The sequence below is a fragment of the Pseudomonas ekonensis genome, from assembly GCF_019145435.1.
GTDB lineage: Bacteria > Pseudomonadota > Gammaproteobacteria > Pseudomonadales > Pseudomonadaceae > Aquipseudomonas > Aquipseudomonas ekonensis.
Window position 1 is genome coordinate 2,183,393 of sequence record NZ_JAHSTS010000001.1, and the last position, 26,524, is coordinate 2,209,916.

A 26,524-nucleotide genomic window follows, 5' to 3' on the forward strand; every position below is an offset into this window, starting at 1 on the left:
TACACCCGCTGTCCCCTGTAGGAGCGAGCCTGCTCGCGATGGCGGCGTGTCAGGCCCTGAACATGCCAGCTACAGCCAATAGCTCACCGCATACCAGCCCAGAACGCCCATCACCACGGTGTAGGGCAATGCCATCCACACCATGCGCCCGTACGACAGGCGCACCAGCGGCGCGATCGCCGAAGTCAGCAGGAACAGGAACGCCGCCTGGCCATTGGGCGTCGCCACGCTCGGCAGGTTGGTGCCGGTGTTGATCGCGATCGCCAGCGTCTCGAAATGCTCGCGGCTCATGTGGCCGGACAGGAAGGCCTGCTTCACTTCGGTGATGTAGATCGTGGCCACGAACACGTTGTCGCTGATCGCCGACAGCAGGCCATTGGCGATGAACAGCATGCCCGGCTGCTGCTCGGCCGGCAGCGCCAGCACCCAGCGGATCAACGGTGCGAACAGTTGCTGGTCGTGAATCACCGCGACCACCGCAAAGAACACCACCAGCAGGGCGGTGAAGGGCATGGCGTCCTTGAAGGCGCTGCCCAGCCGGTGTTCGTCGGTGATGCCGGTGAAGGCAGTGATCAGCACGATCACCATCAGCCCGATCAGGCCGACCTCGGCGATGTGCAGGGCCAGCCCGGCGATCAGGATCAGCGCGGCGGCGCCTTGCACCAGCAGGGCGGCGCGTTGGCGCGGGGTGCGTTCGGCGTTGTCTTCGGCGGCGTAGTTGGCCAGCACGGCGCGCACGTTGTCCGGCAGCAGCGTGCCGTAACCGAACCAGCGCAGCTTCTCCAGCAGCACGCAGGTCGTCAGCCCGGCCACCAGCACGGGCAGGGACACCGGCGCGACCTGGGTGAAGAACTCGGCGAAGTGCCAACCCATCTCATGGCCGATCAGCAGGTTCTGCGGCTCGCCCACCAGCGTGCAAACGCCGCCCAGGGCCGTGCCGACCGCGCCGTGCATCAGCAGGCTGCGCAGGAAGGCGCGGAATTGCTCAAGGTCTCCGTGATGCAGCACGGGCAGGTGCTGGTCGTCGTTGAATTCGCTGTCCTGGCGCGGATCGTTGCCGGAGGCCACGCGGTGGTAGACCGAGTAGAAGCCCACAGCGGCGCTGATGATCACGGCGGTGACGGTCAGCGCGTCGAGAAACGCCGACAGGAACGCCGACAGAAAGCAGAACATCAGCGCCAGCAGCGCCTTGGAGCGCACGCCCAGCAGCAGGCGCGAGAACAGGAACAGCAGCAGATCCTTCATGAAACAGATGCCGGCGACCATGAACATCAGCAGCAAAATCACGGGGAAGTTGTGCACCAGTTCATCGTAGATGGCTTGCGGCGTGGTCATTTCCAGCAGCAGCGCTTCGATCAGCAGCAGCCCGCCCGGCATGAGGGGGTAGCACTTGAGCGCCATCGCCAGGGTGAAAATGAACTCGACCACCAGCAGCCAGCCGGCAGCCACCGGGCCTGCGGTCCACAGCACCACGGCATTGAGGATCAGGAACCCGACGATGCACGCCTTGTACCAGCGGGGAGAGTGCCCGAGAAAATTGTGCGCGAACGCTTGGGCCATCGAACCGGACATCGGTTGCTCCTTGTCTTAAGAAGCGCGCACGGTGCCGTAAGCTTCGATCAAGATCAAGCGTGGGATTTTTCTCTTTATTGGTTCAGATAACGCGCCACGACTGCACGGTAATTGCCGTCAAGCGAATAGCCGCCGACCAGAATCCCACCGTCGCGCTCCAGGGCCATGGACGTGGCGGTGTCCAGGCTGTGCCCCAGCCGCGTGCGCAGCCAGCCGTTGCCGTCGCCGAAGCGCCGGTCCGGCCGGCCATCGGCCAGGTAGCGGGCGACGATGAAATCCGCCTCGATGCCGCCGATGGTGGCGCCGGCCGCGATGATCCGGCCGTCCGCCATCCGCACCGCAGCGGTCCATTGGCAACCGCTGCGGCCGATTTCCAGCAGGAGCGGCCGTGCGCCGTTGCAATGCACGTCCGGGCGGCCGTTGCCGTGAAGCGTCAGCGACAGGCAGCGGATCGGATCGCGGCTGCTGCCCAGGCAATGCAGGCGTTCGGCGGATTCGATGACCTGGCTCACCAGCGCGCTCTGGCCGCCGGCCTTGAACGCCATGAACCCGTCCACGGCGAAACGCTCGTCCAGTTGGCCGTCCGGCAGGTAACGGGCCAGCAGCCCCTCTTGAGGGAAATCGATGGAGCCCGCGACCACGATGCGCCCGTCCTGCTGCAACAGCAGGCTGCTGAGCCAGGTGTTCAGCAGCAAGTGGCGGACCATCACGAAACCGCGGCCATTGAAGGTGCTGTCCGGTCGGCCGTCCGGCGTGAGGCGGATCAGGATGCCGGCATGGTCGGCGAGTTCGAAATGGTGATTGGCGATCAGCAGGATCCGGCCGTCGGGCTGAAGGGCCACATCGCAGGCCTCGGCACCGGGGACGCCGGGCGGCAGCCAGGTGTCGCGCGAACCCATGGACAGGTCGCCCGGCAAGCGCACGACTTGCCGGCCGTCCTCGCCGAACGCCACGTCGGGGCGACCGTGGCCGTCGAAGAGGGCGAGGGCGGGCAGGGTGCGGTGGGTGTTCTCATAATGCAGGCCGGCCAGCAGGATCCGGCCGTCGGGCAGTACCAGCACCTTGCCGGCGGTGGCCTCGGAACCGTCGGCGTAGGCACCGATCACGCTGCCGTGCAGGCCGAAGCTCAGGTCTGCCGAACCGTCCGGCAGCAGGCGGGCGAGGCCGAAACGGCTACCTTGATCCGTGCCGACTTTGGCGGCCACCAGAATCCGGCCTTGGGCATCGAGTGCCACGCTTTGGGTGAGGCTGGAGCGGCTGCCGGCGAAATAGACCCGGGCGACGCCGTTGGCGGCAAAAGAGGTGTCCAGTTGCCCGGCGTTGTCGGCAGGTGCGGGGAACGCATAAGCGGTCTGGGTGGGCATGCACGCGTCTCCTTGCGAGTCGGCCGACACCGGGAAGTCGATCGGGCAACTGCATGAGGGACACATTCAATCCCTGAAAGTGTGCAAGTACAACTGACAGAAGTAACAGGTGGAGGGTCGCACTGTGCCAGAACAATGACTTTCTGAACCAGTCGCAAGCCTGCCAAGTATTCAGGCCTTCAACTTGTGAAGAAAGTTGTACGCAGGTGCGCTAATAAAAGAAGGGAAGCGGCAACTAAGCGCAAGAGGGGCGGATGACATGAACGTCATCCGCATCGCCCCGGATCAGTGTGGCATCGACCAGGATTGCAGCGTGTAGCCTTCTTCGCTCAGTTCGGCGCGAGCCTGCTGCAGCAGGTGCTCGAGTTGCGCCGGGTCGGAGTAGGCGCTGCTTGGGATCTTCGTCCGACCGATCTGGGAGTTGGTGCGGTCGATGACGGTCAGGTTCAGTTCGCCGTTGCCGTCTTGTGGGGCCCAGGCCACGCATTGGAAGGGTTCGAACGCGCGGTTGGCAATCAAAAGAGCTTCGTTGATACGGAGCGGGGCGGTCATGGGGTCTTCTCTCTGTAGTGCCCAATCAAGTGATGTGCCGTCGGTTGGGCTTACCGTTCGGCTGGTTACTTGTACTGATGCACGCAACCGGGGGACGGGTCACACAGGATTCGAAGAAATTTCAACTTTCTTTCAAACCGGCAATTGTGCGGCCGCTTTTGAAAGCCTGGTGAAAGAATCATGTCGATAGCTAACTAATAAACCGGCTACTTATAACTGCTTCACTTGTACACCTATAAGCAATTGATACAAGGCGCCGTCAAATTCTTGCTAATGTTACAGCCAGGTCTGCCAAATGACTGTTTTTGCGATCATTTCCCATAATTTGGCGCCAAGGAACAGTCATGAGCGAAGCGCCTGCCCTACGACGATTATTGGTGGTTGACCCCTGCGATGATTGCCATCGCTTGCTGCCCGGTTTGCGTGCCGTGGGCTGGGATGTCGACAGCTGTTCGCTGGAAAACGCCGCCGACCGCACCTGCGATGTCGGCCTGTTGCGTTTGCAGCCTTTTCACCTGGAGCGTCCCGAGGCAGTCAAGGAGCTGATCAGCCGCAGCGGCACCGAGTGGATCGCCGTCCTCAACCAGGAAGTGCTGCGTCTGCAGAACGTCGGGGACTTCGTCTGCGAATGGTTCTTCGATTTCCATACCTTGCCGTTCGACGTCTCGCGGGTGCAGGTGACCCTGGGCCGGGCGTTCGGCATGGCGCGCCTGCGCGGCCAGGGCACGATCCACGTCGATCAGCCGGAGCACGAGCTGCTCGGCGACAGCAAGCCGATCCGTGAACTGCGCAAATTGCTGAGCAAACTGGCGCCCACCGAGTCGCCGGTGCTGATCCGCGGCGAAAGCGGCACCGGCAAGGAGTTGGTCGCCCGCACGCTGCACCGCCAGTCCCAACGCCACAGCAAGCCGTTCGTGGCCATCAACTGCGGAGCGATTCCCGAGCACCTGATCCAGTCCGAACTGTTCGGCCACGAGAAAGGCGCGTTCACCGGCGCTCATCAGCGCAAGGTCGGGCGCATCGAGGCGGCCAACGGCGGCACGCTGTTTCTGGACGAGATCGGCGACCTGCCGCTGGAGCTGCAAGCCAACCTGCTGCGGTTTCTCCAGGAAAAACACATCGAACGGGTCGGCGGCAGCCAGCCGATTCCCGTGGATGTGCGCGTTTTGGCGGCCACCCACGTCGACCTTGAGGCGGCCATCGAGAAGAAACGCTTCCGTGAAGACCTGTACTACCGGCTGAACGTGTTGCAGGTGGTCACCGCACCGCTGCGTGAGCGCCACGGCGACCTGTCGATGCTGGCCAACCACTTTTCCCATTTCTACAGCCACGAGACCGGCCGGCGCCCGCGCAGCTTCAGCGAAGACGCCTTGATCGCCATGGGCAAGCACGACTGGCCCGGCAACGTCCGCGAACTGGCCAACCGCGTGCGCCGCGGCCTGGTGCTGGCCGAAGGGCGGCAGATCGAGGCCCGCGACCTGGGGCTGATCAGCCAGCAGTCGGTCACGGCTCCCATGGGCACCCTGGAAGACTACAAGACCCGGGCCGAACGCCAGGCGCTGTGCGACGTGCTGAACCGCCACAGCGACAACCTCAGCGTGGCCGCCAAGGTGCTGGGCGTCTCGAGGCCGACCTTCTACCGTTTGCTGCACAAGCACCAGATCCGCTAGGGCGCGGTGTTTCTCCGGGGAGGAGAAACCGAAAAGGCCCGCTGCGACAAAGATCGCAGCGGGCCTTTTGCATGGGCGCCCGTCAGAAGTAGTACGGGAATTTCAGGCTGAAGGAGAAGTCCGGGGCATCGTCGGTCATGCCGATGGACAGGTTGGGCACGATGGTCAGGTTGTCGGTGGCCGCGATGGTCATGCCGACGTTGAAGTAACCGGCGTTGGCGTCGCTGGACACCACCGATTCCCAATCCCCGCCGTCCTGCTTGAGCTTGCTCTTGCGTTGCACAAGGTCCGACACGGAGAACGACATACTCATCTTCTCGTTCAGCGCGAAGGCGATGCCGGCGCCGATCTGGAAGCTGTCGCCGATGCGCACCTTGCCCGGCGTCTTCTGGTTGACCGTGGAGCTGATGTCGTCGAAGGACTCCTCCAGGTTGTGGGTGTAGGACAGGCTGCCGAACAGCACGGCCGGGTCGAAGGTCTTGACCAGCGAGATGCCGGGCGTGATCGACCAGACGCCGTTGCCGGTGGGCAGGGTGTCAGGCACGAACAGGTTGCTGTTGGCGTCGGTCTGGCGCAGCTTGATGCCGAACGGATCCTTGCCGGTCGGGGCCTTGACCCGCAACGTGACCACCGCATCCGGTGTGTTGACCGACTCGTCCATGAACTTGTAGGCGATGCCGAAGTTGACGTCGCCGATGGTCGGGTCGCGGCTCACGTCCTGTTCGGTGGTGACGTTGGAGGCGCCGCTGTTGCCGCCGCCGGACTGGTAGGTCGAGTCGCGGTACACGACCGGCACGTTCAGGTCGAACTGCCAGCGGTTGTCGAAGTTGTAGCGGCCGGTGAGGTCCAGGGTCCAGGTGTCGGCCTTGATCCGGTCGAGGTTGATGTTGCCCAGGAAAATCGAGTCCAGCGCGAGGAAACCGTTGAGGATCAACTGGCGCGTGTCGTAGCGCGAGTAGGTGATGCCGGTCTCGAAGCTGAACTTGCCGCCGCCGAAGAAGCCGCTGGCCTCGTCGTACAGGTTCGACACGCTCTGCGCCGGTTGCGAATCGTCGGCCAGCGACTGGCCGTAGGATGCGCCGCTTCCCCCCGCTGCGCCCCCCGACGCGGCTGCGGCCCCGGTGCCGGCGACCTGCTTGTTGCCTTTCATGTCGGCCGGCGACTTGGCCAGGCGCTTGGGCGGCGGTGAGGCGGGTTGGTCCTCGACCTGGCGGACCCGCTGCTCGAGCACCGCCAGGGCCTTTTGTTGCACTTCGTATCGTTGCTTAAGCTCCAGAAGTTCCTGTTTCAGGGCCTCTACGTCCGCATCCGGCGCCGCATGAAGCGCTGCGGCGGGAAGTAGAGTACTCAAACATACAGCCGCACGCAGTGAAACTGATCGATACATGAATAAGCCGTCCCTTCAAGCCCAATGGTCGAGACTCAGCGTAGTTCAATATCCGATGTTGCGTAGTGCCTTGAGTTGAGTGAGATTGCAGTCCAGCGCGCCGGCGCTCATGCCGTTGTTGCTGAGGACTACGTTGAGTTGCGTCAAGTTGTTGACGACGTTGGCGTTGCCGAGCAGGCGGCTGTTCTGCAGCAGCCCGCCCTGGGCGACCTGTTGCAGGGCCGTCCCTTGGTTGCCGGCGGCCTGGATGGCCATCTGCACGCCTCCGCCGGTGGCGGAAACCGCCACGCTGCCTGCGGCGTTGCTGCCGGAAATGGTTTGTCCGGCCATCAGGGCTTGCCCCTGGGCAGGCACCAGGGCAGGCGCCTGGTTGGCCTCTTTGACGTTGATCGCCACGTTGTTGTAGGCGGTGTTGCCGTCGCCGGCGGCGCGCACGCTTTGTGTCACGCCCTGGCTGCTGTTCAGTCCTGCGCCACCAATGACGTTGCCGGTTCCCGTCGGCAGGGGGGTGCCGTTGCCGGTTTCCTTGATGGTCGAGACGTAGAATTCGGGTTTTACCGTTGCCGCTTGAAGCTGCATCGAGGCCGACGCCCCGATCAGATCGCCGCTGGCGTTGCGCCAGGTGCTGCTCATGACCACGCCGAAACTGATGATCCGGCCCGGCATGACGTAGCGACCGCGAAGCTCGGCGAGCTCTTGGTCCTTGATTTCAATGGGTTTGAATCCTGCATTGGCAAAGCTTGATGCGCTCGCTGCCAGGCAGGCGGCGGCCAGCCAATATGAGGTTTTCATCCGCTGCTCCCGGGACATCCAGCCCCACTCTTGTAATCGGCGATTAGAAGAAGTCGCTCTGTATGAACCCGAAGTCCATCAATTCAGCATCTTTGACAGGGTTGAAAGTATCCAGCTTGTTCTTGGCGGTCAGCGGTTCCGGAGGACTGCGCAATGCATTGGTCTTGTCGTATCCGGGGCCGACGATGGCGAAGACGATGCCGTTCCAACCTTTGACAAAGTCATTGTGGGCGTAGCGTTTGTGTCCTAAAACCGGGTCTCCGATGTAGACCCAATCCTTGTCCGCCCGCTGCAGCACCACAAAATGCTTGTAGCCGCGAATTTCCATCAGTACCACGACCGGAATGCTCACCGACTCGAGTTTGTCGGCCGGTATCCGGTAGCCCCTGGCGCGCATGCCGATGCTTTCCACGTAGCGCTTCATGTCCAGCATGGAGAAACCTTGAGTGCGGACAAGGTCCTGGTCAGCGTTGACCAGCATGCCTTTGATGATGTGCTCCTCATCGACGTCGAGCCAATAGGCCTGGCGCAACACCGTCGCCAGTGCGGCGGCGCCGCAGCTGAAGTCGGTTTTCTGTTCGACGATGTCGGCAAACTTGCGCTCACGCAGGCTTTGCACGTCCTTATAGACCAGCACGCCGCCGGGTAGGGCGGCCACCGGTATCTGAGCGGCCTGGGTCAGGCCGGACAGGCAAAGCAGGGCGATGAGGGCAGTTGTACGCATGGTCGGATACGCCTTGTGGGACCGACGAAAAGCCCCGTTTCCGGGGCTTTCGTTTTGATCGCGGTTACATGCAGGCTTTGCAGCCTGCGGCGATGGACAGCGAGTTGCTTTGTTGGTTGCCCACACCTGCCGATACGTTGGCTCCACCGTTGCCGGAGAAGTTGTTCATCGAACCGGTCATGTTGGCGGTGTTGGTCACAGGGTTTTTCCAGCCATCTTTGGTCAGCACTTGTTGGGTGGTGACGCCAGCCAGACCGAAGACGCCAACGGCTTCGAATTTGGCTTTTTGATCGTCGTCACGACCGCCGCCACGGTTGTCGTTGCCGTAGCCGCCATGGCCACCGCCGTGGTGATCGTCGCCTTCGATGGTTGCGGTGCCTTTGGCGGCGAAGACGCCAGCGGCAGCGAAGGTTCCGGTAAGGGTGTCTTTTTTGTAGGTCTGCACGCCTTTGTTGTCGACGACCAGGCCGGTGGAGGACTGGTTGGCGGCAGCGGCGGCGTTGGCTACACGGCCACCCGAAACGGCGATTGCCAGGTTGTTTTTCTGTTGGTTGAAGTTGCCGGAAGTCACGTTGACGCCGATGTTCCCGGAGCCGTTGTTGCCAGCGTTGTTGAGGGTGGCGCTGTTGGTGGTCGACGAGTTTTTCACATAGTTGTTGTTGTTGACTTGAGTGGCGCTCGAGGCAGCAACAGCAGTACCGAAGATGAAGCTTTCGTCGGCGGTGGCCAGGGCAGCGGCGTTGTCTTGTTGGTTGCCGTCGCCGGCCGCCACGTTGGCGCCCATGTTGCCGTTGGAGTTGTTCAGCGAGTTGTCAGCCTTGGCATCGTTTTTGGTGCCTTGGTTTTTCACCACGTTGCCGTCGCTGTTCTGTTCGTCCAGCACAGCGGCGCCGGCGCCAGCGGTGATCTGAAGGATTTGCTCAAGGGTCGGGCCTTTTGGATCGTGGCCATGACCGTTGCCGTGGCCGTTACCATGACCGTGATTGTCATCACGGCCGCCTGCCTGTGCTGCGATTGCCATCACTGCTGCAAGTGCGAAAACCAGTGGTTTGAGGGCCATTGTAGGTTTCATGGTGTTTCTCCGTCGTGCTTATTAGTTGGTTAAGTGTTGGTACTTTCTAATTGCACTGCCTGTTTGGGTCAGTCAGCGACCCGGATGCTCAGGGTGTTAGCCATACGGTTCCCCACCCCGGCACTCTGGTTCACCTGGATCACTCCTCGGCTGCCGGTGAAGGCCTGATCACTTGTCGTGACCTGGCGACTGCCGGGTGAGGTGCCAGTTGCTCCTGAGTTCGGTAAAAGCGCCACGTTCTGTTGCGACAGGGCGCTGTCGTCAACGCTCTGCGGGGCAGCACTGATGCTGACGCGCGTCACGTTGGCCATCTGGTTGTTGGCGCCGGCGCCCTGGTTGACGCCCAGGATCCCGTTGCCGTTGCTGAAGGAGGCGCCGCCGATGGTGGCGCTGGCGTTCGTCGAGCGGTCGGCCGGCGTGTCGATCTTCTGGATCACGCTGGTGGTCGCATGGGCGTTGGTGCCGATGGCGATCGATTTGGCGTTGGCCTGCTGCATCTGGTCGCCGGCGGCCTGGTTGACGTTGAAGTTGCCGCGGTACTGCATGCCTGAATCTTGAATGTTCGCGTTGTTCACAGAGCTGGGATCGGCCATGGCGCTGGCGCAGCCGATCAGGGCGAGCAGGAGCAGGGAACGATTCATGTCATTGGCCTCCGGCCATGCGGGTCAGCGGCGCCATGCCGGTGCTCATCGCACGGTTGACCGTGTTGGAGATCGTGCCGCCGGCGCCGCCGCCGTGGCCGGCGCTCATGCCGGGCATGCCGTTGGGGTTGGTCAGGGTGTTGAGGCCCGGAAGGCTGCCGTTGGGGGTCGCCATGTTGCCGCGGATCGACGAGCCGCTGGCGACGCTGGCGAAGTCGCCGTCGTTGAGTTCGGTGTTGTCGATGGTCTGGGTGATCCGCGCCGAAGGGTTGGCATTGACGGTGGTCGGGTACGGATCTTTGCCGGCGCTGCGGCCGATGGGTGTAGGCTGGACATCGCGATTGAGCACGATCACGCCGTTGCCGCCGGCCTGAACGTTGAAACTGATGAGTGCACTGGCGGCGGATCCGATCACCAGGAGGCAGGTCAGGCCTTTTTTGATATTCCCCACGGTGGCTGTTCCTTCTTCAATGGGCCGAGCCCAGGTCAGCGTTGTGAGGGAGAGAGCGAAAGCTGTGCCGGTTTTGAAAACTCCATGGATTTCAAAGGGTTGGTTTTGCGTCGCGCAAGGCTGATACAAAACCTGTTTCAGCGTTGATACAGGCACCGGGCCCGCAGGTGAGCCAAAGCCGACGCAAAGCTCTGGAACAAGGGTTTGCGCGATGCTGTTTCACCGCTGTAACAGAAGGCATGACAAAGCGATGAAGCGCGCCAAGACGGGCACTTTGCAGCGGGGGACGTGTTTCAGGAATGGACACTTTGGCCCCAAAGCAGGGGAAAAGGCCGGGGCAGAGGCCCCGGCGAACGGGTCAGCCGGCCAGCAGGGCCTCGACCGCCGCGAAGGCTTCGCGGCGCCGTTCGTCCCAGTCGCCGCGGATGATCCGCAGCGGCTGACGGTGCCGTTCCAGCCAGGCTTGCGTGGCGTCGAAGAACGCCTGCCGTTCGCTCAGTTGCGGCTGGCAGCGCTGGCCGTCGTCGGTCCATTCGATCTGCTCCGGGGACAGCAGCAGGTGCAGGTCGTAGCGGCGGGCCAGCAATTGTTCCTCCAGCCACGCCGGGCAGTCGCCGAACAGGGCCTGGCTCCAGAGCATGTTGCTCAGCAGGTGGGTGTCGAGGATCAGCAGCGCCGGCCGCTGTCCCCGTGCCTGGTCTTCGCGTTGCAATTGGCCGCGGGCGATCTCGGGGATGTCGGCCAGGCAGGTGTCGCGGGCCTTTTGCTCGATGAAGGTGCGCACGTACTCGTCCACCCGCACACCGCCGAAGCGTTGCTGGAGGCTGGCCGCCAGCCAGCTTTTGCCGGTGGACTCGGGGCCGGTGAGGACGACGGTCTTCATGCGCTGCGCAACGCCGGGTCGGCCCGCCATTCACGCCAGCCCAGCACCGCGATCAGGGTGAACAGGGCGTACAGCGCGGCGGTGAGGTACAGCGCCTTGTAGAGGAAGAGGGCGACGAAGACCACATCCAGCACGATCCACAATGCCCAGCACTGCAGGCGCTTGTGGGCCATCCAGAACTGCGCCACCAGGCTGAAGCCGGTCAGCGCGGCATCGAGCCAGGGTTGCGCGGCATCGGTCCAATGGGCCATCGCGCCGCCCAGCAGCAGGCTGCCGACGGCGCCGACGCCCAGGCCCTGCAAGATCGAGGACGGGGCAAGCCGACTGACCTGGCGTCCGTCGTGCATCGTCCCTGCGCGCGTCCATTGCCACCAGCCGTAGAGCTGCAAGGCGGCGTAGACCACTTGCAGCAACATGTCCGAATACAGCTTCACCTCGAAGAAGATCCAGCTGTACAGCAGCACCATGACCAGCCCGATCGGCCAGCACCACGGATTCTGTTTGACCGTCAGCCAGACGGCGATCACGCCGAGAGCGGCGGCAAACAGTTCAAGCCCGGACATGCACAATCCTTGAAGGGAGCGGAAGAGGGGCCGGATTGTACCCAAAAAACCCGATGGCGCGAGCCTGCTCCCGCCCGGAACCCGTGGCGAGAGCGAGCGCCCTCGCCACAGAAGGGTCAGACCCTGAACTGGCGCAACAGGCCGTTCAGCTGCTCGCTCAACTGGCCCAGGCGCACGCTGGCGGCGCTGGACTGCTCGGCCGCCAGCGCCGTGCTGTGGGACAGGCCCGCCGCCTGGGTGACGTTCTGGTTGATGTCCTCGACCACATGGGCCTGTTGCAGCGTGGCGCTGGCGATCGAGGCGTTCAGGCCGTTGAGGTTGCGCAGGGCCTGGCCGATGGCGTTCAGGCTGGCGCCCGCCAGGCCGGCCTGTTCGATGGTCAGTTGCGAGGCCGTGCTGCTTTCGCCGATGACTTTGACCGCCGCCTCGGAATGGTTCTGCAGGCGTTCGATCATGGCCTGGATCTCCGCCGTGGACTTCTGCGTACGCTGCGCGAGCAGGCGCACCTCGTCGGCCACCACGGCAAACCCGCGGCCCTGTTCACCGGCCCGGGCCGCTTCGATGGCGGCGTTGAGCGCCAGCAGGTTGGTCTGCTCGGCGATCGAGCGGATCACCTCCAGCACACTGCCGATCTGCGTGCTTTCGGCGGCCAGGGTGCGGATCACCTCGACGGCCTGGTCGATGGTGCCGGACAGCCTGTCGATCTGCTGCAGGCTGCCGTCGATGTTGATCTGGCCCTGCTGGGCCTGGGCTTCGGCGTCGCGCACTTCGCTGGCGGCGTGCTCGGCGTTCTTGGCCACGTCCTGCACGCCGTAGGTGACTTCGTTGACGGCCGTGGCCACCAGTTCCATCTGTTGCGACTGTTGCTGGCTGCGCTCCTGGGCCTGGGCGGCATCGTTGCCCAGTTCGCTGGACGACTGCCCCAAAGCGCCGGCGGAGGCCTGCAAGTCACCGATCACCCGGCGCAGCTTGGCGGTGAAGGCATTGAAGTGATGGGCCAACTGGGTGACTTCGTCCTGGCCGTGGGTGTCGAGGCTGCGGGTCAGGTCGCTTTCGCCGCTGGCGATGTTGGCCATGGCGCTGACGCTTTCCTGCAACGGCCGCACGATGCTGCGGGCGATCAGGATCACCAGCACGGCCATGATCAACGCGATCACGAGGCCGACCGCCGAGGCCTTCAGCACCTGGCCCTGGAACTCGGCCTGCACGTCGTCGATGTACACGCCGGAGCCGATCACCCAGCCCCACGGCTCGAACAGCTTCACGTAGGAAGTCTTGGCCACCGGCTCGCTGGCGCCGGGTTTCGGCCAGCGGTAGTCGACCATGCCGGCGCCCTTGGACTTGGCGATGGCGACCATTTCGTTGAACACCGCAAAACCGTCCGGGTCGCGGATCGCCGAAAGGTTCTGGCCCTCGAGCTTGGGATTGGTGGGGTGCATGACCATCACGGGCGTGAGGTCGTTGATCCAGAAATAGTCGTTCTGGTCGTAGCGCAGGCCGCGGATCGCGGTCAGCGCCTGCTTCTGCGCGGCGTCGCGGGTCAGGGTTCCCGCTGCCTCGAGCCCTTGGTAGTAGGTCAGCAGGCCGCTGGCGGTCTGCACCACGTGCTGGGTCTTCTGCGCCTTGGCGTGGTACAGGCCGTCGTGCACCTGCTTGAGCATCAACACGCCCAGGGTCAGCAGCATGACCACCGCCACAATCAAGATGAGCCACAAGCGTCGGCTGATCGACACACTGCGCAAGCTGTTCATAACGCTGTCACTCCGGTTTCTTGTTCTTGTCATAAAACGCCGCCAGCATCCAACCACGTTTCGGGGCGGGCGCCTACGCGACCCAAGTCGTATAACGCACAGCGTTATTTCGGCTTGTCTGTTAGGATTTCGGCCCCGCACGGAAAAACCTGAATGGCGATTGATTCTTCACGGAATTTTGACCGCCTGATGTGGATTCTGTGCGCGTGCGGCCCGCGCCGCAGCGGCTACGCTTCTCGCAGTGAACGATCGAAAAAATATTATCGGGGCATGCCGCCGGGCATCGCTCTTTGGGGGACTGATGGATCTTTGGACCGCCTTGCAGGCATTGATTCTAGGAGTTGTAGAGGGGCTGACGGAGTTTTTGCCCATTTCCAGTACCGGACACCAGATCATTGTCGCCGACTTGCTCGACTTCGGCGGCGAACGGGCCATGGCGTTCAACATCATCATCCAGCTCGGCGCCATCCTGGCGGTGGTCTGGGAGTTCCGCCGCAAGATCTTCGACGTGGTGGTCGGGCTGCCGACCCAGCCGGGGGCGCGGCGCTTCACCGCCAACCTGCTGATCGCCTTCCTGCCCGCCGTGGTGCTGGGGGTGGTCTTCGCCGACCTGATCCACCATTACCTGTTCAACCCGATCACCGTGGCCACTGCGCTGGTGCTGGGCGGCTTCGTCATGCTGTGGGCCGAGCGCCGGCAGCATGAGGTGCACGCCGAAACGGTCGATGACATCACCTGGACGGACGCGCTGAAGATCGGCTTCGCCCAGTGCCTGGCGATGATCCCCGGCACCTCGCGCTCCGGCTCGACCATCATCGGCGGCCTGCTGTTCGGCCTGTCGCGCAAGACCGCCACCGAGTTCTCGTTCTTCCTGGCCATGCCGACCATGGTCGGTGCTGCGGTGTATTCGGGCTACAAGTACCGCGGCCTGTTCGTGCCGGCGGACTTCCCGGTGTTCGCCATCGGCTTCGTCACCGCGTTCATCTTCGCCATGATCGCCGTGCGCGGGCTGCTCAAGTTCATCGGCAGCCACAGCTACGCGGCGTTCGCCTGGTACCGGATCGTGTTCGGTCTGGTGATCCTGGCGACCTGGCAGTTCGGCTGGGTGGACTGGACGGCGGCCAAGCCATGAGCGATGCCCGCGCCCGCCGCGGGGGCGGTGTCCAGCACCTGAAGGTGAAGCTGGCGGTGTTCCTGGCCGTGTGCGCGCTGCCGCTGTACGGCTCGCTGTCGATGTGGCTGCGCGGGATCTCGTTGATCCCGCTGGCGGCCTACGGGGTCGTCAGCGCGGTGGCGTTCTTTCTGTACTGGGGCGACAAGCGCAAGGCCCGCAACGAGGCCTGGCGCACGCCGGAGAACATCCTGCACGCGGTGGAGCTGGCCGGCGGCTGGCCGGGCGCGTTGATCGCGCAGCAGGTGTTCCGCCACAAGACGCGCAAGGCGTCGTTCCAGATCGTGTTCTGGATGATCGTGGGGATGCACCAGATGTTCTGGATCGACCGGCTGTTCTACGGTTCTGCGCTGTCTGCGGTGTTTTGAGCGGCGATGGGCTCACCCCAACGCTCCAACAGATCAAAGCAATAACCCGACCTGCGTACGCTTGGGCAGCTTGCCCACCACCAACTGGTGCGAGCGCTGCAGCAACCCTTGCAGTTCCTTGGCGCCCAGCGGGTAGGGCGGGTGCATGATGATCCACTGCGCCCGCGCCAGGTACGGCGCCGGGCCGATGCCCGGGCGGTCGCAGTGGCCGAGGAACAGGTCCTTGTCGACCTTGAACGCCAGCGACTCGCCGCGCAGCCCCTGCAAGGCGAACATCTTGTTGCCGGCCACCGAAAACACCCGCACGCCCCCCCACTTGTAGTCCTCCCGCGCGCCGGGCAACGTCAGGCAGAACGCGGCGACGTCCGTTTCGCTCATCTTTCCTTGTTTCATAACAGGCGCTCTCCACAGGCATTGAACGATTCGACCAAGTGGTCGATCCACGCGCGCACCGCCGGCATCACGCCGCGCCGGTGCGGATACACCGCTTGCAGCCAGCCGCCGGGCAATGACCAACCCGGCAACAGCTGCACCAGCGTGCCGTTGTTCAGCTCCGCTTCGCAATACATCATCGGCAGCAGGGTGAAGCCTTGCCCGGCCAGCACGCAAGCCTTGCGCACGATGAAGTCGTCGATGCCCAGCCGGGCCTCCAGCGCCAGGTCGCAGCTCTTGCCGTGTTCGTCGAGCAGGCGCACATGCACCATCCGGTCGGGTTCCAGGGCGCCGAGCACCGGCAGGCTCTTCAGATCCTGCGGATGGCGGATCTCGACGCCCTCTATAAAGGAAGGGCTGGCCACCACCACCATCTGCGCCTGACGCAAACGGCGGGTGACCAGCATCGGGTCTTCGTCGCCGTGTTCGCGCACGCGCAGGGCGACGTCGACGCCTTCGGTGATCAGGTCGACCCGGCGGTTGAGCAGGATCACCTCCAGCTGCACCTGGGGGAACTTGCCCAGGAAGTCGCTGATGACCATCGGCAGCATCTCATGGGCCAGTCCCGTCGGGCAGGACACCCGCAACCGGCCCCGGGGCTCGCTGGACATGCTGGCGACGGCTTCGTCCGCCATTTCCGCCTCCAGCAGCATGGCCTGGCAGTGGCGCAGGTAGCGTTCGCCCACTGCCGTCAGCTTCAGTTGGCGGGTGGTGCGCTGCAGCAGTCGGGCGCCGAGGCGTTCCTCCAGTTCGGCGATTCGCCGCGACAGGCGCGACTTGGGAATGCCGAGCAGGCGGCCGGCGGCGGCGAACCCGCCGGCCTCGACCACCTTGGCGAAATAGTAGAGATCGTTGAGGTCTTGCATGGTGTGATCCGACTGTTCTATCAGTGGGACAAACTATCGCATTGTTGCCGTCTAATCAGCTATTGGTTTCGTCTGTAGGATTGTCTCCATTCCGTCGCCACCGGCGATTCTTTCCAGGAGATTCCACATGAAACTGCTGCACATCGATTCGAGCATTCTGGGCGACAACTCTGCATCCCGTCAGCTGAGCAAGGAAGTCGTGCAAGCCTGGCAAGCCGCCGAGCCAAGCGCCGTGGTGACCTACCGCGACCTGGCCGCCGACGCCATCAGCCACTTCTCGTCGACCACCCTGGTGGCCGCCGGCACCACCGCCGAACTGCGCGACGCCGCCCAGCAGCACGAAGCCGAGCTCAGCGCCACCACCCTGGCCGAATTCAAGGCGGCGGACGCCATTGTGATCGCCGCGCCGATGTACAACTTCACCATCCCGACCCAGCTCAAGGCGTGGATCGACCGCGTCGCCGTGGCCGGCCAGACCTTCCGCTACACCGAAGCCGGTCCTGAAGGCCTGTGCGGCGGCAAGAAAGTGGTGATCGTGTCCACCGCCGGAGGTCTGCACGCCGGCCAGGCCAGCGGCATCGCCCACGAAGAGTACCTGAAGCTGGTGCTGGGCTTCCTCGGCATCACCGATATCGAAATCGTCCGTGCCGAAGGCCTGGCCTACGGTGAAGAAGTGCGCAACAACGCCATGAACGCCGCTCACACGCAGATCAGCGAGCAACTGTTCGCCGCCGCGTAAGGCTTGCGTAAAGAACAGCGTCTGTTCAGGTAAACCTCAAAAAACTCTGTATTCTGGTTCTGCAAGGGCCGAATACGGAGTTTTTTGTTTCTGGCTGTTACATAATCTGGCCCGGGTTATGCAGTCAAACGTTCGACGTCTGAGTGCAGCGACGCGCAGGAACGCCAGAACCAAGGTGTTTCGCGGCTGTTTCGCGCCTTTGACCGCAACGGATCTTTCGATTGAGTAACACAGGGTGGGGCATCCCATGATGCGTCTTTGTGCAACGTTACTGATTTGCCTGCTCGGCAGCCTGAACTCAGTGCACGCGGCGCCTGGGCAGCATCCACGCTGGAGCGTCGGCTTCCACGAGATGACCTTCCTCGACCCGCTGGACCTGCAGCCGATGCGCGCCATCGCGTTCTATCCGTCCAGCGACCGCGAGCACACCAGCAAGCTTGAGGGCTACACGGTCGAGGCCGGCGAAGACGTCAAGGTGGCCATCGGCCGCTTCCCGATGCTGATGCTGTCCCACGGCAACACCGGCACGCCGCTGGCGCTGCACGACCTCGCCACGTCGCTGGCGCGCAAGGGGTTCGTGGTGGTGGCGGTGATCCATCCCGGCGACAACTCCAAGGACCACAGCCGCCTCGGCACCTTGAGCAACCTCTATGGCCGGCCGATCCAGATTTCCGAAGCCATCACCGCCACCCTCGGCGACCGCATGCTCGCGCCGTTCGTCAACGCCGAGCAGGTCGGGGTGATCGGCTATTCGGCCGGCGGCGAGACGGCGCTGATCCTTTCGGGCGCCACGCCGGACCTGGATCGCCTGCGCCGCTATTGCCAGGAGCGCCCGGACGACCACGACGCCTGCAACACCCAGGGCGAGCTGATCGTCGACCGCGACGACCTCCAGCCGGTGGCCGATCCGCGGGTGCATGCCTTGTTGCTGATGGCGCCGCTGAGCCTCAAGTTCGGTCGCCATACGTTGGCCGACGTGCATGTGCCGGTGCTGATGTACAGCGGCGACGGCGACAAACTGGTGGCCTTCGACAAGAACGCCGCCGCCCTGGCGCGCAAGCTGCCGACCGCGCCGGACTTCAAGCTGCTGGCCGGGGCCGGGCACTTCGTGTTCATGGCGCCGTGCAACGAAGAGCAGATCGTTGCCATGCCGGCGCTGTGCACCGACGCCGACGGCGTGGATCGCGAAGACATCCACCGCAACCTGATCTCCGAGGCCGGGCGGTTCTTCTCCCGGGTGCTGGGCCGGCCGAGCCGGGCGGGGATGCAGACCGCAGACCAATGAAACCCCGGTATCCCCTGTAGGAGCGAGCCTGCTCGCGATGGCGGTCGGCCGGGTTTGACTGCCAGCCCGCGATCGCCAGCAGGCTGGCTCCTACAAGGTCAAGGTCAGGGTCAAGCCGCGCGTCGCTTGAGCAGCAGGGTCAGCCCCAGTCCGCCCACGGACAGCACCGCCGCGCAGAAGAAAATCCACGAATACCCCAGGTTCAGCGCCACCGCGCCCATCAACGGCCCGGCAATCGCCAGCGCCAGGTCAAAGAACACCGCGTAGGCACCCAAGCCCGCGCCGCGGCTGGAGCCGGGCACTTGCTTGATGGCTTCGACACCGAGCGCCGGGTACACCAGCGACAGGCCGAGCCCGGTCAGGCCGGCGCCGATCAGCGCGGTGAACGTGGAGGGCGCCAGCCACAGCAACACCAGGCCCAGGGTCTCGATGATCATGCAGGCAATGGCGGAGGTGAAACCGCCGAAACGGTTGATGGCCGAGATGAACAGCAGGCGCGACAGAATGAAACACACGCCGAACACCGTCAGGCAGTAGGCCGCGCCGGTCCAGCCCCGGTTGAGGTAATACAGCGTGATGAACGTGGTCAGCGTGCCGTAGCCGATGGACGCCAGGCACAAACTGGCGCCGTAGGGGGCGATCCGGCCGAACACGGCCCGGAACGGCAGGCGTTCGCCGCGCACCACCGGCACCGACGGTTTGTTGCGGATCAGCACCAGCGCCCCCGCCGCCAGCGCCGACAGGGCGATGCCGAGGCTGGCGAAGCCGTAATCGGCCACCATGACCACCCCCAACGGCGCGCCGATGGCGATGGCGCCGTAGGAGGCGATGCCGTTCCAGGAAATCGAACGGGCCGTGTGCTCGGCGCCGACCTGGCCCATGCACCAACTGATGGTGCCCACGCCGATCAGGCCCTGGGCGATGCCGAGCAGCAGGCGCGCGGCGATCAGGATCACCAGGCTCAGCAGCGGAACGCTTTGCAGCAGCGTCGAAAGCAGGGTCAGCGCACCGCTCAGGACAATCCCCGACAAGCCATACACGATCGCCCGCTTGGTGCCGACGCTGTCCGACATGCGCCCGGCCATCGGCCGGCTGAGCAGGGTGGCCAGGTACTGCGAGCCGATGGTCAGCCCTGCGATCACCGCGCTGAAGCCGAGCTGCTCATGGACATAGCCCGGCAGCACCGCAATCGGCAGGCCGATGCAGAGGAAGGCGATGAAGGTGTAGAAGACGATGGAAACGATCTGCAGGGTGATCGACAAGGAGCTTTGCGACGACGGTTGCTGCGCAGACATGGGGACTCGTTCGCAGGCGGCGGTGGGAGATGCGGCATCATGACTTTTGTGCGCCGTAAAAGGAAGCAGGCTAACGATGTGGCTGGTTGAAAGTGATCGGCAGTGCCGGCCTCATCGCTTGCAGGCAAGCTCCTACAGGTTGATGGGGTGTGCAGGGAATTTGTGGACAGCCGAGCTCCCTGTGGGAACTGGCTTGCCAACGCTTGGGGAGAATGCAAAAAGCCCTGTCACCAGGACAGGGCTTCTCACTTACAGCTCGCAGCTTACAGCTTGCAGCTTGCAGCTCAAAGCTTGCCGCTTGCCGCTTGCCGCTTAAAGCTACCCTTAAAACACCACACCCTGACTGCGCAGGTAATCGTCGTAGGTGCCGCTGAAGTCGGTCACGCCGTTCGGGCTCAGTTCGATGATGCGGGTGGCCAGGGACGACACGAACTCACGGTCGTGGCTGACGAAGATCAGCGTGCCCGGGTAGTTCTCCAGCGCCAGGTTGAGCGCCTCGATCGATTCCATGTCCAGGTGGTTGGTCGGTTCGTCCATCACCAGCACGTTCGGCTTCTGCAGGGTCAGCTTGCCGAACAGCATGCGGCCTTGCTCACCACCGGAGATGACTTTCACCGACTTGAGGATCTCGTCGTTGGAGAACAGCATCCGGCCCAGGGTGCCGCGGATCATCTGCTCGCCCTGGGTCCACTGGCCCATCCAGTCGAACAGGGTGACGTCGTCTTCGAAGTCATGGGCGTGGTCCTGAGCGTAGTAGCCCAGTTCCGCGCTTTCGGTCCACTTCACCGAACCTGCGTCCGGGGTCAGCTCACCCATCAGGGTGCGCAGCAGGGTGGTCTTGCCGATGCCGTTCGGGCCGATGATCGCCACGCGCTCGCCGGCTTCGACGGTGAAGCTGAAGTTCTTGAACAGGACCTTGTCGTCGAAGCCCTTGGACATGCGCTCGATGGTCACGGCCTGACGGTGCAGCTTCTTGTTCTGGTCGAAACGGATGAACGGGCTCACGCGGCTCGACGGCTTGACCTCGGCCAGCTGGATCTTGTCGATCTGCTTGGCGCGGGAGGTGGCCTGCTTGGCTTTCGAGGCGTTGGCCGAGAAGCGGCTGACGAACGTCTGCAGTTCGGCGATCTGGGCTTTCTTCTTGGCGTTGTCGGCCAGCAATTGCTCGCGGGACTGGGTCGCCGCGGTCATGTACTCGTCGTAGTTGCCCGGGAACAGGCGCAGTTCGCCGTAGTCCAGGTCGGCCATGTGGGTGCAGACGCTGTTCAGGAAGTGCCGGTCGTGGGAAATGATGATCATGGTGCTGTTACGCGCCGTGAGAATGTTTTCCAGCCAGCGGATGGTGTTGATGTCCAGGTGGTTGGTCGGTTCGTCGAGCAACAGCACTTCCGGATCGGAGAACAGCGCCTGGGCCAGCAGCACGCGGAGCTTCCAGCCCGGCGCGACTTCGGTCATCGGACCGAAATGCTGTTCCAGCGGAATGCCCAGGCCCAGCAGCAGCTCGCCGGCGCGGGATTCGGCGGTGTAGCCGTCCATCTCGGCGAACTCGGTTTCCAGCTCGGCCACGGCCATGCCGTCTTCTTCGGTCATTTCCGGCAGCGAGTAGATGCGGTCGCGCTCGGCCTTGACCTTCCACAGCTCTTCGTGGCCCATGATCACGGTGTCGATCACGGTGAACTCTTCGTAGGCGAACTGGTCCTGGCGCAGCTTGCCCAGGCGCACGTTCGGCTCGAGCATCACCTGGCCGGCGGACGGTTCGAGGTCGCTGCCGAGGATCTTCATGAAGGTCGACTTGCCGCAACCGTTGGCGCCGATCAGGCCATAGCGGTTGCCGTTGTTGAACTTGACCGAAACGTTTTCGAACAGCGGCTTGGCGCCGAACTGCATCGTGATGTTAGCTGTGGAGATCAATTACCTTACCTATCAATGGTTTAGAGCTGGTCATTTTTTGCCTGATACCGATTCGATACCAATCTGGAGCTTTTCCAGCTCCCCCCAGTCTGAGCTTGAGTTGAGCCAACGCGCATGCGTCGTCAGCAACATTTGGGCGCTGTGACCAAGTTGCTGAGCGATGAGTGCGGGGTTCATGTTGGACATTGGGCGCATTGTCGCATAAGTAGGACGGCAGTTGTATGGCGGCCGATGAGGCATCACGCAGCCTTCACGGAGAAGGAGTCGTTTGTGCCAGGCGCGCGTGATCGGCCCGGATGACCTGCAGGGCGGCCTGAAGGGGGAAGTCCGAAACCCGGGTCGGGGCTCGGCGGGCCGTCGGTGCGCAGCCGTGCTTTCCACTGCGCCGCACCCAGCCCTGGGGCGGAAACCGGCCCGCCGCTGCGTGGGCGACAGGCCGGCAATGTTGCACGGTTCAGCGCTTGAGCAGATCCAGCGCGACGTCGACGATCATGTCTTCCTGCCCGCCAACCATGCGGCGCCTGCCCAGTTCGACCAGAATGTCCAGGGTTTTGAGGCCGTATTTGGCGGCGGCGATTTCGGCATGGCGCAAGAAGCTTGAATAGACGCCGGCATAACCCAGCGCCAGGGTTTCGCGGTCGACCCGCACCGGCCGATCCTGCAACGGACGAACGATGTCGTCGGCGGCGTCGAGCAGGGTGTAGAGGTCAGTGCCGTGGTTCCAGCCGAGGCGTTCGGCGGCGGCAATAAAGACCTCCAGCGGCGCGTTGCCGGCACCGGCCCCCATTCCGGCCAGACTCGCATCGATGCGGTCGCAGCCTTCCTCGACGGCGGCCACCGAGTTGGCGACGCCCAGCGACAGGTTGTGGTGGGCGTGCATGCCGGTTTCGGTTTCCGGCTTCAGGGTCGCCTTGAAGGCTCGCAGGCGCTCGCGAACATCCTGCATGCTCATCGCTCCGCCGGAGTCGGCCATGTACACGCAGGTCGCGCCATAGCTTTCCATCAGCTTGGCCTGGGCCGCCAGGTGCTCAGGGGCGATCATGTGGCTCATCATCAGGAAACCGACGGTGTCCATGCCCAGTTCGCGGGCGTATTCGATGTGCTGTTTCGAAACGTCGGCTTCGGTGCAGTGCGTGGCGATGCGGGCCACGCGTGCGCCGGCCTGATAGGCGGCCTTGAGGTCGTGCACCGTGCCGATGCCGGGCAACAGCAGGGTGGTGATTTTGGCGTGCTCGATGACATCGGCGGCCGCTTCGATCCACTCCAGGTCGGTATGGGCGGCGAAACCGTAGTTGAAGCTCGAGCCCTGCAGGCCGTCGCCGTGGGCGATTTCGATCGAGTCGACCCTGGCCTTGTCCAGTGCGCGCGCAATGTCCTGCACATTCTGCAAGGAGTACTGGTGGCGGATGGCATGGCTGCCGTCACGCAGGGTCACGTCCGAGATGTAGATTTTCTTGCCGGGATTGAATGTCATGCCGGGCTCCTCAGGCGTTGAGCATCGACTGCGCCATGCGCTCGGCGGTGGCCAAGGCAGCGGAAGTCATGATGTCGAGATTGCCGGCGTAGGCGGGCAGGTAATGGGCGGCACCTTCGACTTCAAGGAATACCGAGGTCTTGAGGCCGCTGAAGCGCCCCAGCCCCGGAATGTTCAGCGGCGCCGATTCGGGAACGACGTCAAACTGGACTTTCTGTTTAAGGCGATAGCCCGGCACATAGGCCTGGACGGCCGCTGCCATCTGTTCGACGGAGGCTTCGATCTGCGCCTGATCGGCGGCATCGGACAGCACGAACACCGTGTCGCGCATCATCAGCGGAGGTTCGGCAGGGTTCATGATGATGATTGCCTTGCCCTTGGCGGCCCCACCCACCGCTTCGATGGCCCTGGAGGTGGTTTCGGTGAACTCGTCGATGTTGGCGCGGGTGCCGGGTCCGGCGGATTTGCTGGCGATCGAGGCGACGATCTCGGCGTAGTGCACCCGTGCGACACGCGCCACGGCGGCGACCACCGGAATCGTCGCCTGGCCGCCGCAGGTGACCATGTTCACGTTGAGCCGATCCAGGTGTTGCCCGAGGTTGACCACTGGAATGCAATAAGGACCGATAGCCGCCGGCGTGAGGTCGATCAGGCGGATACCGGGCTTGACCGAGCGCAGGATGGCTTCGTTCTTTACATGGGCGCTGGCCGAGGTGGCATCGAAAACGAAATCGATGTCGTTGAATGCGTCGAGGCGGGTCAGGCCTTCCACCCCCTCGTGGGTGGTGGCGACGCCCATGCGTCCGGCACGGGCAAGCCCATCGGAGGTGGGGTCGATCCCGACCATCACCGCCATTTCCAGGTGTCTGGCGTTGCGCAGAATCTTGATCATCAAGTCGGTCCCGATGTTGCCGGAGCCGATGATGGCGACCTTGAGTTTGGTTTGACTCATGGGAGCGATCTCTCAGGATGGCCAGGCCACGACAGCCCGGCGCAAAAGGATGAGCAGGTCAGATGAAACGGCAGTCGAGCTGGCCGAGTCGGGTCAGTCGCAAGTGCAGGCTGTCTCCGGCCACGACAGGCGTCATTGGCCCCAAGGCGCCGGACAGCAGCACGTCGCCCGCCTGCAAGGGGCGGCCCACCCGGGCCATGGTGCGAGCCAGCCAAAGACAGGCGTCCACCGGATTGCCGAGGCAGGCGGCACCGACACCGATCGAGGCCGTGGCGGTGTTTTTTTCCAGCAGCATGCCTTCGAGGCGAAGATCCAGCGAAGAGAGTCGAGTGGGCTGTCTACCCAGCACATACAGCCCCGACGAAGCGTTGTCCGCCACCGTGTCCACCAGCGATATGTTCCAGTTCTCGATTGCCGAGTCGACGATTTCCAGCGCCGGAACCACGTACTCCACCGCCCGCAGCAGTTCCGCGAGGGTTGTGTCGTCGTGCGGCAGATCGCGGCCCAGCACAAAGGCAATCTCGCCTTCGGCTTTGGGCTGGAGCAACTGGCTGATCTGGATCTCACCGCCATCGGCTCTTTCCATATCCGCGAACAACATGCCGAAGTCCGGTTGATCGACGCCCAGTTGCTGTTGCACGGCGGCAGAGGTCAGGCCGATCTTGCGGCCCACCAGGCGTCGTCCCTGGGCCAGGGCCTGTCGGGTGTTGATCTCCTGAACGGCGTAGGCGTCGGCCAACGACTCGATGCCGAAAGTGGTCGAGACCCGTGCACAGGGTTCGCGTTGCTGACGTGCCGTGGCCAACGCTGCGGCCGCGTCTTGCAGAGGCTTTGCGCAGAACGGGCTCATGCGCTTTTCCTCAGGAGCAGGGTTTGATCGGCGACGGCGTCTTGCCCGGGCGTCCACTGCAACTGGAACTTGAGCTCGTTTATCGCCCGGTCCAGGTCGGCGGCCTCGACCATGGCGAAGGTGAATTTGTCCGGACGCACCACGGCGACCGCGGCGCCGGAAAAGCCCGAGCGCTTGAACCAGGCGACCATCTCGCCTTGCACGTCTTCGATTTCGACCAGCTCACTGGAGCGGGTGCGATTGATATCGGCACCCTGTGGACGGGTGCCGAAGGGGAAGAGGGTGGCGAAACGCGTATCCTGGACCTGCAGCAGTTGCCGGGAGGCGTGGCTCAGGTGTGCACGCGGATCGACCTCAAGGCCGATCAAGGCAAAACCCTCGCCCAGCAGTTCGTCGAGCAATACTCGCCGGCCCTCGAAAGTGCGGACTTCGGGTTGCGGAATCATCCGGCCTTCAGGGGCGCGCCGATGTCGGCGCGGCATGCCCAGATAGCTGTCGGGGGCGTAGGTCGGCGCCGGCTTGAATCGGCCCTCACGCACGTAGCGGCCAAGAAATGGCGTCGCCAGGACGGTTTTCACCAGCAGGTTGCGCACGAGGCTGGAAACAGGGCTGGACATCGAGACGAAGTCTTTCATCTGCACCGAGATGTCGATCATCGCCTTGGCATGATGGAAACGTTCGGTGCCATAGGTGTCGAGCAAGCGGTCACCGGCTCGGCCCTTGATCACCGCATCGATTTTCCAGGCCAGATTGTAGGCGTCCCGTACGCCGGAACTCATGCCCTGGCCCATGAACTGCGGCGTCATGTGAGCCGCATCCCCGGCGATCAATACCCGGCCCTTGCGCCAATCTTTCGCCACCAGGGCGTTGAAGGTATAGACCAGCTTGCGTTTGACGTCGAACTTGTCCGGATCGACGTACCGACTGATCAGGTTGCGCACCACTGCCGGGTCTTCCATCTGCTCACGAGTCTGTCCGGGCATCAGCATGAATTCGAAACGGTGGAATCGCCCGGGCTGAGGGCAGCAGACCGTCGGGCAATCGGGGTCGCAGATAAAGCTGAAGTAGGGCAGGTGACGCAACGCATCCTCGCCTTCCTTCATTTCCAGGTCGACCACCAGCCACGGCTCGGGAAAGTTCTTGCCGCTCATGCCGATGCCCAGGGCTTCGCGCACAGTGCTGCGGCCGCCGTCAGCCCCCACCAGATAGCGGCCACGAACGGTTTGCGGATCCGGATCGACTTCGGACTCGTGACGGGCGTCGGTCGCATCGCTGAAGCGGAACGTGCTGGTGGCCTGATGGGTCACGGTCACGCCATGCTCATCCTGTTCGAACCGGGTGAGCTCACGGCCCCGGGCAACGCGCACGTTGGGGTAACGCTTGAGCAAGTCGCTGAGTGTGGTTTCCAGCCACGGCTGGTAAAGGAAATTGATGATCGGCCAACCGTAGGGGCGATCGAGGCGCCAGTACTGGCCCAGGACCTTGCCATTGGCCAGCACCCATTGGGCGGGCGTATCGACCTGCATGTCGGCCGAAAGCTCGGCGGCAACACCGGCAGCCTGCATGACGCGCATGCATTCGTCGTCCGTATAGACCGCCCGGGCATTGCCGTAAAACATCGGCTCGCGCTCCAGCACCAGCACCGACAGACCACGTTTACCGAGCAGATGCGCGAGCGTGGCGCCCGTCGGGCCAAGGCCGGAAATAATCACATCGACGCTCGTTACAGACTCGCTTTTGTTATGCATGACGATATCTC

Annotated in this window: 25 protein-coding genes and 1 pseudogene; 5 read left to right on the forward strand and 21 right to left on the reverse strand. The window is 63.6% G+C overall.

What is annotated here, in order from left to right; all coding sequences use genetic code 11:
* Nucleotides 1–69: 69 nt before the first annotated feature.
* The 3 genes from nhaB to KVG96_RS09695 form a co-directional block, all read right to left on the reverse strand.
* Nucleotides 70–1,572 (reverse strand): sodium/proton antiporter NhaB, encoded by a 1,503-nt coding sequence (nhaB, locus tag KVG96_RS09685; protein WP_217891825.1) that lies wholly within the window; start codon nucleotides 1,570–1,572, stop codon nucleotides 70–72.
* A 74-nt stretch (nucleotides 1,573–1,646) separates the two neighbouring features.
* Nucleotides 1,647–2,936: an NHL repeat-containing protein gene (locus KVG96_RS09690; RefSeq protein WP_217891826.1), complete on the reverse strand. Its 1,290-nt coding sequence runs from the start codon at nucleotides 2,934–2,936 to the stop codon at nucleotides 1,647–1,649.
* Between the two features lie 285 nt (nucleotides 2,937–3,221).
* Nucleotides 3,222–3,488, reverse strand: a complete 267-nt coding sequence (locus KVG96_RS09695; RefSeq protein WP_217891827.1) for a hypothetical protein — start codon at nucleotides 3,486–3,488, stop codon at nucleotides 3,222–3,224.
* A 344-nt stretch (nucleotides 3,489–3,832) separates the two neighbouring features.
* Between KVG96_RS09695 and KVG96_RS09700 the strand changes: the two genes are divergently transcribed.
* Nucleotides 3,833–5,158 carry a sigma-54 dependent transcriptional regulator gene (locus KVG96_RS09700; protein WP_217891828.1) on the forward strand — a complete coding sequence of 442 codons (1,326 nt, stop codon included), beginning with the start codon at nucleotides 3,833–3,835 and terminating at the stop codon, nucleotides 5,156–5,158.
* Between the two features lie 82 nt (nucleotides 5,159–5,240).
* Here the strand turns inward: KVG96_RS09700 and fapF are convergent, their stop codons facing one another.
* The 9 genes from fapF to KVG96_RS09745 all read right to left on the reverse strand — a co-directional run bounded on the left by fapF (nucleotide 5,241) and on the right by KVG96_RS09745 (nucleotide 13,422).
* The gene (gene fapF, locus KVG96_RS09705) at nucleotides 5,241–6,545 is read right to left on the reverse strand and encodes a fibril amyloid transporter FapF (RefSeq protein WP_217891829.1); all 1,305 of its coding nucleotides are present in this window, start codon (nucleotides 6,543–6,545) and stop codon (nucleotides 5,241–5,243) included.
* Nucleotides 6,546–6,590: 45 nt separating this feature from the next.
* Nucleotides 6,591–7,337 carry a fibril amyloid subunit FapE gene (gene fapE, locus KVG96_RS09710; RefSeq protein ID WP_217892459.1) on the reverse strand — a complete coding sequence of 249 codons (747 nt, stop codon included), beginning with the start codon at nucleotides 7,335–7,337 and terminating at the stop codon, nucleotides 6,591–6,593.
* A gap of 43 nt (nucleotides 7,338–7,380) precedes the next feature.
* Complete coding sequence (gene fapD, locus KVG96_RS09715) at nucleotides 7,381–8,061, reverse strand: fibril amyloid maturation endopeptidase FapD (RefSeq protein ID WP_085586915.1); 681 nt, start codon at nucleotides 8,059–8,061, stop codon at nucleotides 7,381–7,383.
* A gap of 64 nt (nucleotides 8,062–8,125) precedes the next feature.
* The gene (gene fapC, locus KVG96_RS09720; RefSeq protein ID WP_217891830.1) at nucleotides 8,126–9,133 is read right to left on the reverse strand and encodes an amyloid-like fimbrin subunit FapC; all 1,008 of its coding nucleotides are present in this window, start codon (nucleotides 9,131–9,133) and stop codon (nucleotides 8,126–8,128) included.
* A gap of 68 nt (nucleotides 9,134–9,201) precedes the next feature.
* Nucleotides 9,202–9,774 carry a fibril amyloid subunit FapB gene (fapB, locus tag KVG96_RS09725; protein ID WP_217891831.1) on the reverse strand — a complete coding sequence of 191 codons (573 nt, stop codon included), beginning with the start codon at nucleotides 9,772–9,774 and terminating at the stop codon, nucleotides 9,202–9,204.
* Between the two features lies 1 nt (nucleotide 9,775).
* On the reverse strand, nucleotides 9,776–10,225 hold the full coding sequence (fapA, locus tag KVG96_RS09730) for a functional amyloid chaperone FapA (RefSeq protein WP_217891832.1): 450 nt from the start codon (nucleotides 10,223–10,225) through the stop codon (nucleotides 9,776–9,778).
* A gap of 358 nt (nucleotides 10,226–10,583) precedes the next feature.
* Nucleotides 10,584–11,108: an AAA family ATPase gene (locus KVG96_RS09735; RefSeq protein ID WP_217891833.1), complete on the reverse strand. Its 525-nt coding sequence runs from the start codon at nucleotides 11,106–11,108 to the stop codon at nucleotides 10,584–10,586.
* On the reverse strand, nucleotides 11,105–11,671 hold the full coding sequence (gene pnuC, locus KVG96_RS09740) for a nicotinamide riboside transporter PnuC (protein ID WP_217891834.1): 567 nt from the start codon (nucleotides 11,669–11,671) through the stop codon (nucleotides 11,105–11,107). The genes KVG96_RS09735 and pnuC overlap by 4 nt, the downstream gene beginning before the upstream one ends.
* 116 nt (nucleotides 11,672–11,787) lie before the next feature.
* The gene (locus KVG96_RS09745; protein ID WP_217891835.1) at nucleotides 11,788–13,422 is read right to left on the reverse strand and encodes a methyl-accepting chemotaxis protein; all 1,635 of its coding nucleotides are present in this window, start codon (nucleotides 13,420–13,422) and stop codon (nucleotides 11,788–11,790) included.
* A gap of 301 nt (nucleotides 13,423–13,723) precedes the next feature.
* On the opposite strand from KVG96_RS09745, the gene KVG96_RS09750 reads away from it, so the two are divergent.
* Both KVG96_RS09750 and KVG96_RS09755 read left to right on the forward strand, forming a co-directional pair.
* Nucleotides 13,724–14,554 carry an undecaprenyl-diphosphate phosphatase gene (locus tag KVG96_RS09750; protein WP_217891836.1) on the forward strand — a complete coding sequence of 277 codons (831 nt, stop codon included), beginning with the start codon at nucleotides 13,724–13,726 and terminating at the stop codon, nucleotides 14,552–14,554.
* The gene (locus KVG96_RS09755; RefSeq protein WP_217891837.1) at nucleotides 14,551–14,961 is read left to right on the forward strand and encodes a DUF1294 domain-containing protein; all 411 of its coding nucleotides are present in this window, start codon (nucleotides 14,551–14,553) and stop codon (nucleotides 14,959–14,961) included. The genes KVG96_RS09750 and KVG96_RS09755 overlap by 4 nt, the downstream gene beginning before the upstream one ends.
* A 33-nt stretch (nucleotides 14,962–14,994) precedes the next feature.
* On the opposite strand, the gene KVG96_RS09760 is transcribed toward KVG96_RS09755, so the two are convergent.
* Both KVG96_RS09760 and KVG96_RS09765 read right to left on the reverse strand, forming a co-directional pair.
* A complete protein-coding gene (locus KVG96_RS09760) occupies nucleotides 14,995–15,354 on the reverse strand; it encodes an MmcQ/YjbR family DNA-binding protein (RefSeq protein WP_217891838.1) in 360 nt (119 codons plus the stop codon).
* The gene (locus tag KVG96_RS09765; RefSeq protein ID WP_217891839.1) at nucleotides 15,351–16,259 is read right to left on the reverse strand and encodes a LysR substrate-binding domain-containing protein; all 909 of its coding nucleotides are present in this window, start codon (nucleotides 16,257–16,259) and stop codon (nucleotides 15,351–15,353) included. Before KVG96_RS09765 ends, KVG96_RS09760 begins: the two co-directional genes overlap by 4 nt.
* 127 nt (nucleotides 16,260–16,386) lie before the next feature.
* Between KVG96_RS09765 and KVG96_RS09770 the strand changes: the two genes are divergently transcribed.
* Both KVG96_RS09770 and KVG96_RS09775 read left to right on the forward strand, forming a co-directional pair.
* Nucleotides 16,387–16,998, forward strand: coding sequence for an FMN-dependent NADH-azoreductase (locus KVG96_RS09770; protein WP_085633810.1), 612 nt, complete (start codon nucleotides 16,387–16,389; stop codon nucleotides 16,996–16,998).
* Between the two features lie 247 nt (nucleotides 16,999–17,245).
* Nucleotides 17,246–18,283, forward strand: coding sequence for an alpha/beta hydrolase family protein (locus tag KVG96_RS09775; protein WP_217891840.1), 1,038 nt, complete (start codon nucleotides 17,246–17,248; stop codon nucleotides 18,281–18,283).
* A 110-nt stretch (nucleotides 18,284–18,393) separates the two neighbouring features.
* On the opposite strand, the gene KVG96_RS09780 is transcribed toward KVG96_RS09775, so the two are convergent.
* From KVG96_RS09780 to mhpA, 7 genes and pseudogenes are all read right to left on the reverse strand, one after another.
* Nucleotides 18,394–19,578, reverse strand: a complete 1,185-nt coding sequence (locus KVG96_RS09780) for an MFS transporter (RefSeq protein WP_217891841.1) — start codon at nucleotides 19,576–19,578, stop codon at nucleotides 18,394–18,396.
* Between the two features lie 324 nt (nucleotides 19,579–19,902).
* Nucleotides 19,903–21,489 (reverse strand): ABC-F family ATPase, encoded by a 1,587-nt coding sequence (locus KVG96_RS09785; RefSeq protein WP_085586929.1) that lies wholly within the window; start codon nucleotides 21,487–21,489, stop codon nucleotides 19,903–19,905.
* Between the two features lie 30 nt (nucleotides 21,490–21,519).
* Nucleotides 21,520–21,720: pseudogene (locus tag KVG96_RS27495) on the reverse strand (site-specific integrase); the annotation flags it as partial.
* Nucleotides 21,721–21,943: 223 nt separating this feature from the next.
* Nucleotides 21,944–22,963, reverse strand: a complete 1,020-nt coding sequence (dmpG, locus tag KVG96_RS09790; RefSeq protein ID WP_217891842.1) for a 4-hydroxy-2-oxovalerate aldolase — start codon at nucleotides 22,961–22,963, stop codon at nucleotides 21,944–21,946.
* A 10-nt stretch (nucleotides 22,964–22,973) separates the two neighbouring features.
* Nucleotides 22,974–23,915, reverse strand: coding sequence for an acetaldehyde dehydrogenase (acetylating) (locus tag KVG96_RS09795; protein ID WP_217891843.1), 942 nt, complete (start codon nucleotides 23,913–23,915; stop codon nucleotides 22,974–22,976).
* Nucleotides 23,916–23,973: 58 nt separating this feature from the next.
* Nucleotides 23,974–24,765, reverse strand: coding sequence for a 2-keto-4-pentenoate hydratase (locus KVG96_RS09800; RefSeq protein ID WP_217891844.1), 792 nt, complete (start codon nucleotides 24,763–24,765; stop codon nucleotides 23,974–23,976).
* The gene (gene mhpA / locus KVG96_RS09805; RefSeq protein ID WP_217891845.1) at nucleotides 24,762–26,513 is read right to left on the reverse strand and encodes a bifunctional 3-(3-hydroxy-phenyl)propionate/3-hydroxycinnamic acid hydroxylase MhpA; all 1,752 of its coding nucleotides are present in this window, start codon (nucleotides 26,511–26,513) and stop codon (nucleotides 24,762–24,764) included. Before mhpA ends, KVG96_RS09800 begins: the two co-directional genes overlap by 4 nt.
* Between the last annotated feature and the right edge of the window lie 11 nt (nucleotides 26,514–26,524).

What these genes read in the sequence shown, in the direction of transcription:
- nhaB (WP_217891825.1), bottom strand. Translation starts at nt 1,572, where the DNA reads ATGTCCGGTTCGATGGCCCAAGCGTTCGCGCACAATTTTCTCGGGCAC.
- KVG96_RS09690 (WP_217891826.1), bottom strand. Translation starts at nt 2,936, where the DNA reads ATGCCCACCCAGACCGCTTATGCGTTCCCCGCACCTGCCGACAACGCC.
- KVG96_RS09695 (WP_217891827.1), bottom strand. Translation starts at nt 3,488, where the DNA reads ATGACCGCCCCGCTCCGTATCAACGAAGCTCTTTTGATTGCCAACCGC.
- KVG96_RS09700 (WP_217891828.1), top strand. Translation starts at nt 3,833, where the DNA reads ATGAGCGAAGCGCCTGCCCTACGACGATTATTGGTGGTTGACCCCTGC.
- fapF (WP_217891829.1), bottom strand. Translation starts at nt 6,545, where the DNA reads ATGTATCGATCAGTTTCACTGCGTGCGGCTGTATGTTTGAGTACTCTA.
- fapE (WP_217892459.1), bottom strand. Translation starts at nt 7,337, where the DNA reads ATGAAAACCTCATATTGGCTGGCCGCCGCCTGCCTGGCAGCGAGCGCA.
- fapD (WP_085586915.1), bottom strand. Translation starts at nt 8,061, where the DNA reads ATGCGTACAACTGCCCTCATCGCCCTGCTTTGCCTGTCCGGCCTGACC.
- fapC (WP_217891830.1), bottom strand. Translation starts at nt 9,133, where the DNA reads ATGAAACCTACAATGGCCCTCAAACCACTGGTTTTCGCACTTGCAGCA.
- fapB (WP_217891831.1), bottom strand. Translation starts at nt 9,774, where the DNA reads ATGAATCGTTCCCTGCTCCTGCTCGCCCTGATCGGCTGCGCCAGCGCC.
- KVG96_RS09735 (WP_217891833.1), bottom strand. Translation starts at nt 11,108, where the DNA reads ATGAAGACCGTCGTCCTCACCGGCCCCGAGTCCACCGGCAAAAGCTGG.
- pnuC (WP_217891834.1), bottom strand. Translation starts at nt 11,671, where the DNA reads ATGTCCGGGCTTGAACTGTTTGCCGCCGCTCTCGGCGTGATCGCCGTC.
- KVG96_RS09745 (WP_217891835.1), bottom strand. Translation starts at nt 13,422, where the DNA reads ATGAACAGCTTGCGCAGTGTGTCGATCAGCCGACGCTTGTGGCTCATC.
- KVG96_RS09750 (WP_217891836.1), top strand. Translation starts at nt 13,724, where the DNA reads ATGGATCTTTGGACCGCCTTGCAGGCATTGATTCTAGGAGTTGTAGAG.
- KVG96_RS09755 (WP_217891837.1), top strand. Translation starts at nt 14,551, where the DNA reads ATGAGCGATGCCCGCGCCCGCCGCGGGGGCGGTGTCCAGCACCTGAAG.
- KVG96_RS09760 (WP_217891838.1), bottom strand. Translation starts at nt 15,354, where the DNA reads ATGAAACAAGGAAAGATGAGCGAAACGGACGTCGCCGCGTTCTGCCTG.
- KVG96_RS09765 (WP_217891839.1), bottom strand. Translation starts at nt 16,259, where the DNA reads ATGCAAGACCTCAACGATCTCTACTATTTCGCCAAGGTGGTCGAGGCC.
- KVG96_RS09770 (WP_085633810.1), top strand. Translation starts at nt 16,387, where the DNA reads ATGAAACTGCTGCACATCGATTCGAGCATTCTGGGCGACAACTCTGCA.
- KVG96_RS09775 (WP_217891840.1), top strand. Translation starts at nt 17,246, where the DNA reads ATGATGCGTCTTTGTGCAACGTTACTGATTTGCCTGCTCGGCAGCCTG.
- KVG96_RS09780 (WP_217891841.1), bottom strand. Translation starts at nt 19,578, where the DNA reads ATGTCTGCGCAGCAACCGTCGTCGCAAAGCTCCTTGTCGATCACCCTG.
- dmpG (WP_217891842.1), bottom strand. Translation starts at nt 22,963, where the DNA reads ATGACATTCAATCCCGGCAAGAAAATCTACATCTCGGACGTGACCCTG.
- KVG96_RS09795 (WP_217891843.1), bottom strand. Translation starts at nt 23,915, where the DNA reads ATGAGTCAAACCAAACTCAAGGTCGCCATCATCGGCTCCGGCAACATC.
- KVG96_RS09800 (WP_217891844.1), bottom strand. Translation starts at nt 24,765, where the DNA reads ATGAGCCCGTTCTGCGCAAAGCCTCTGCAAGACGCGGCCGCAGCGTTG.
- mhpA (WP_217891845.1), bottom strand. Translation starts at nt 26,513, where the DNA reads ATGCATAACAAAAGCGAGTCTGTAACGAGCGTCGATGTGATTATTTCC.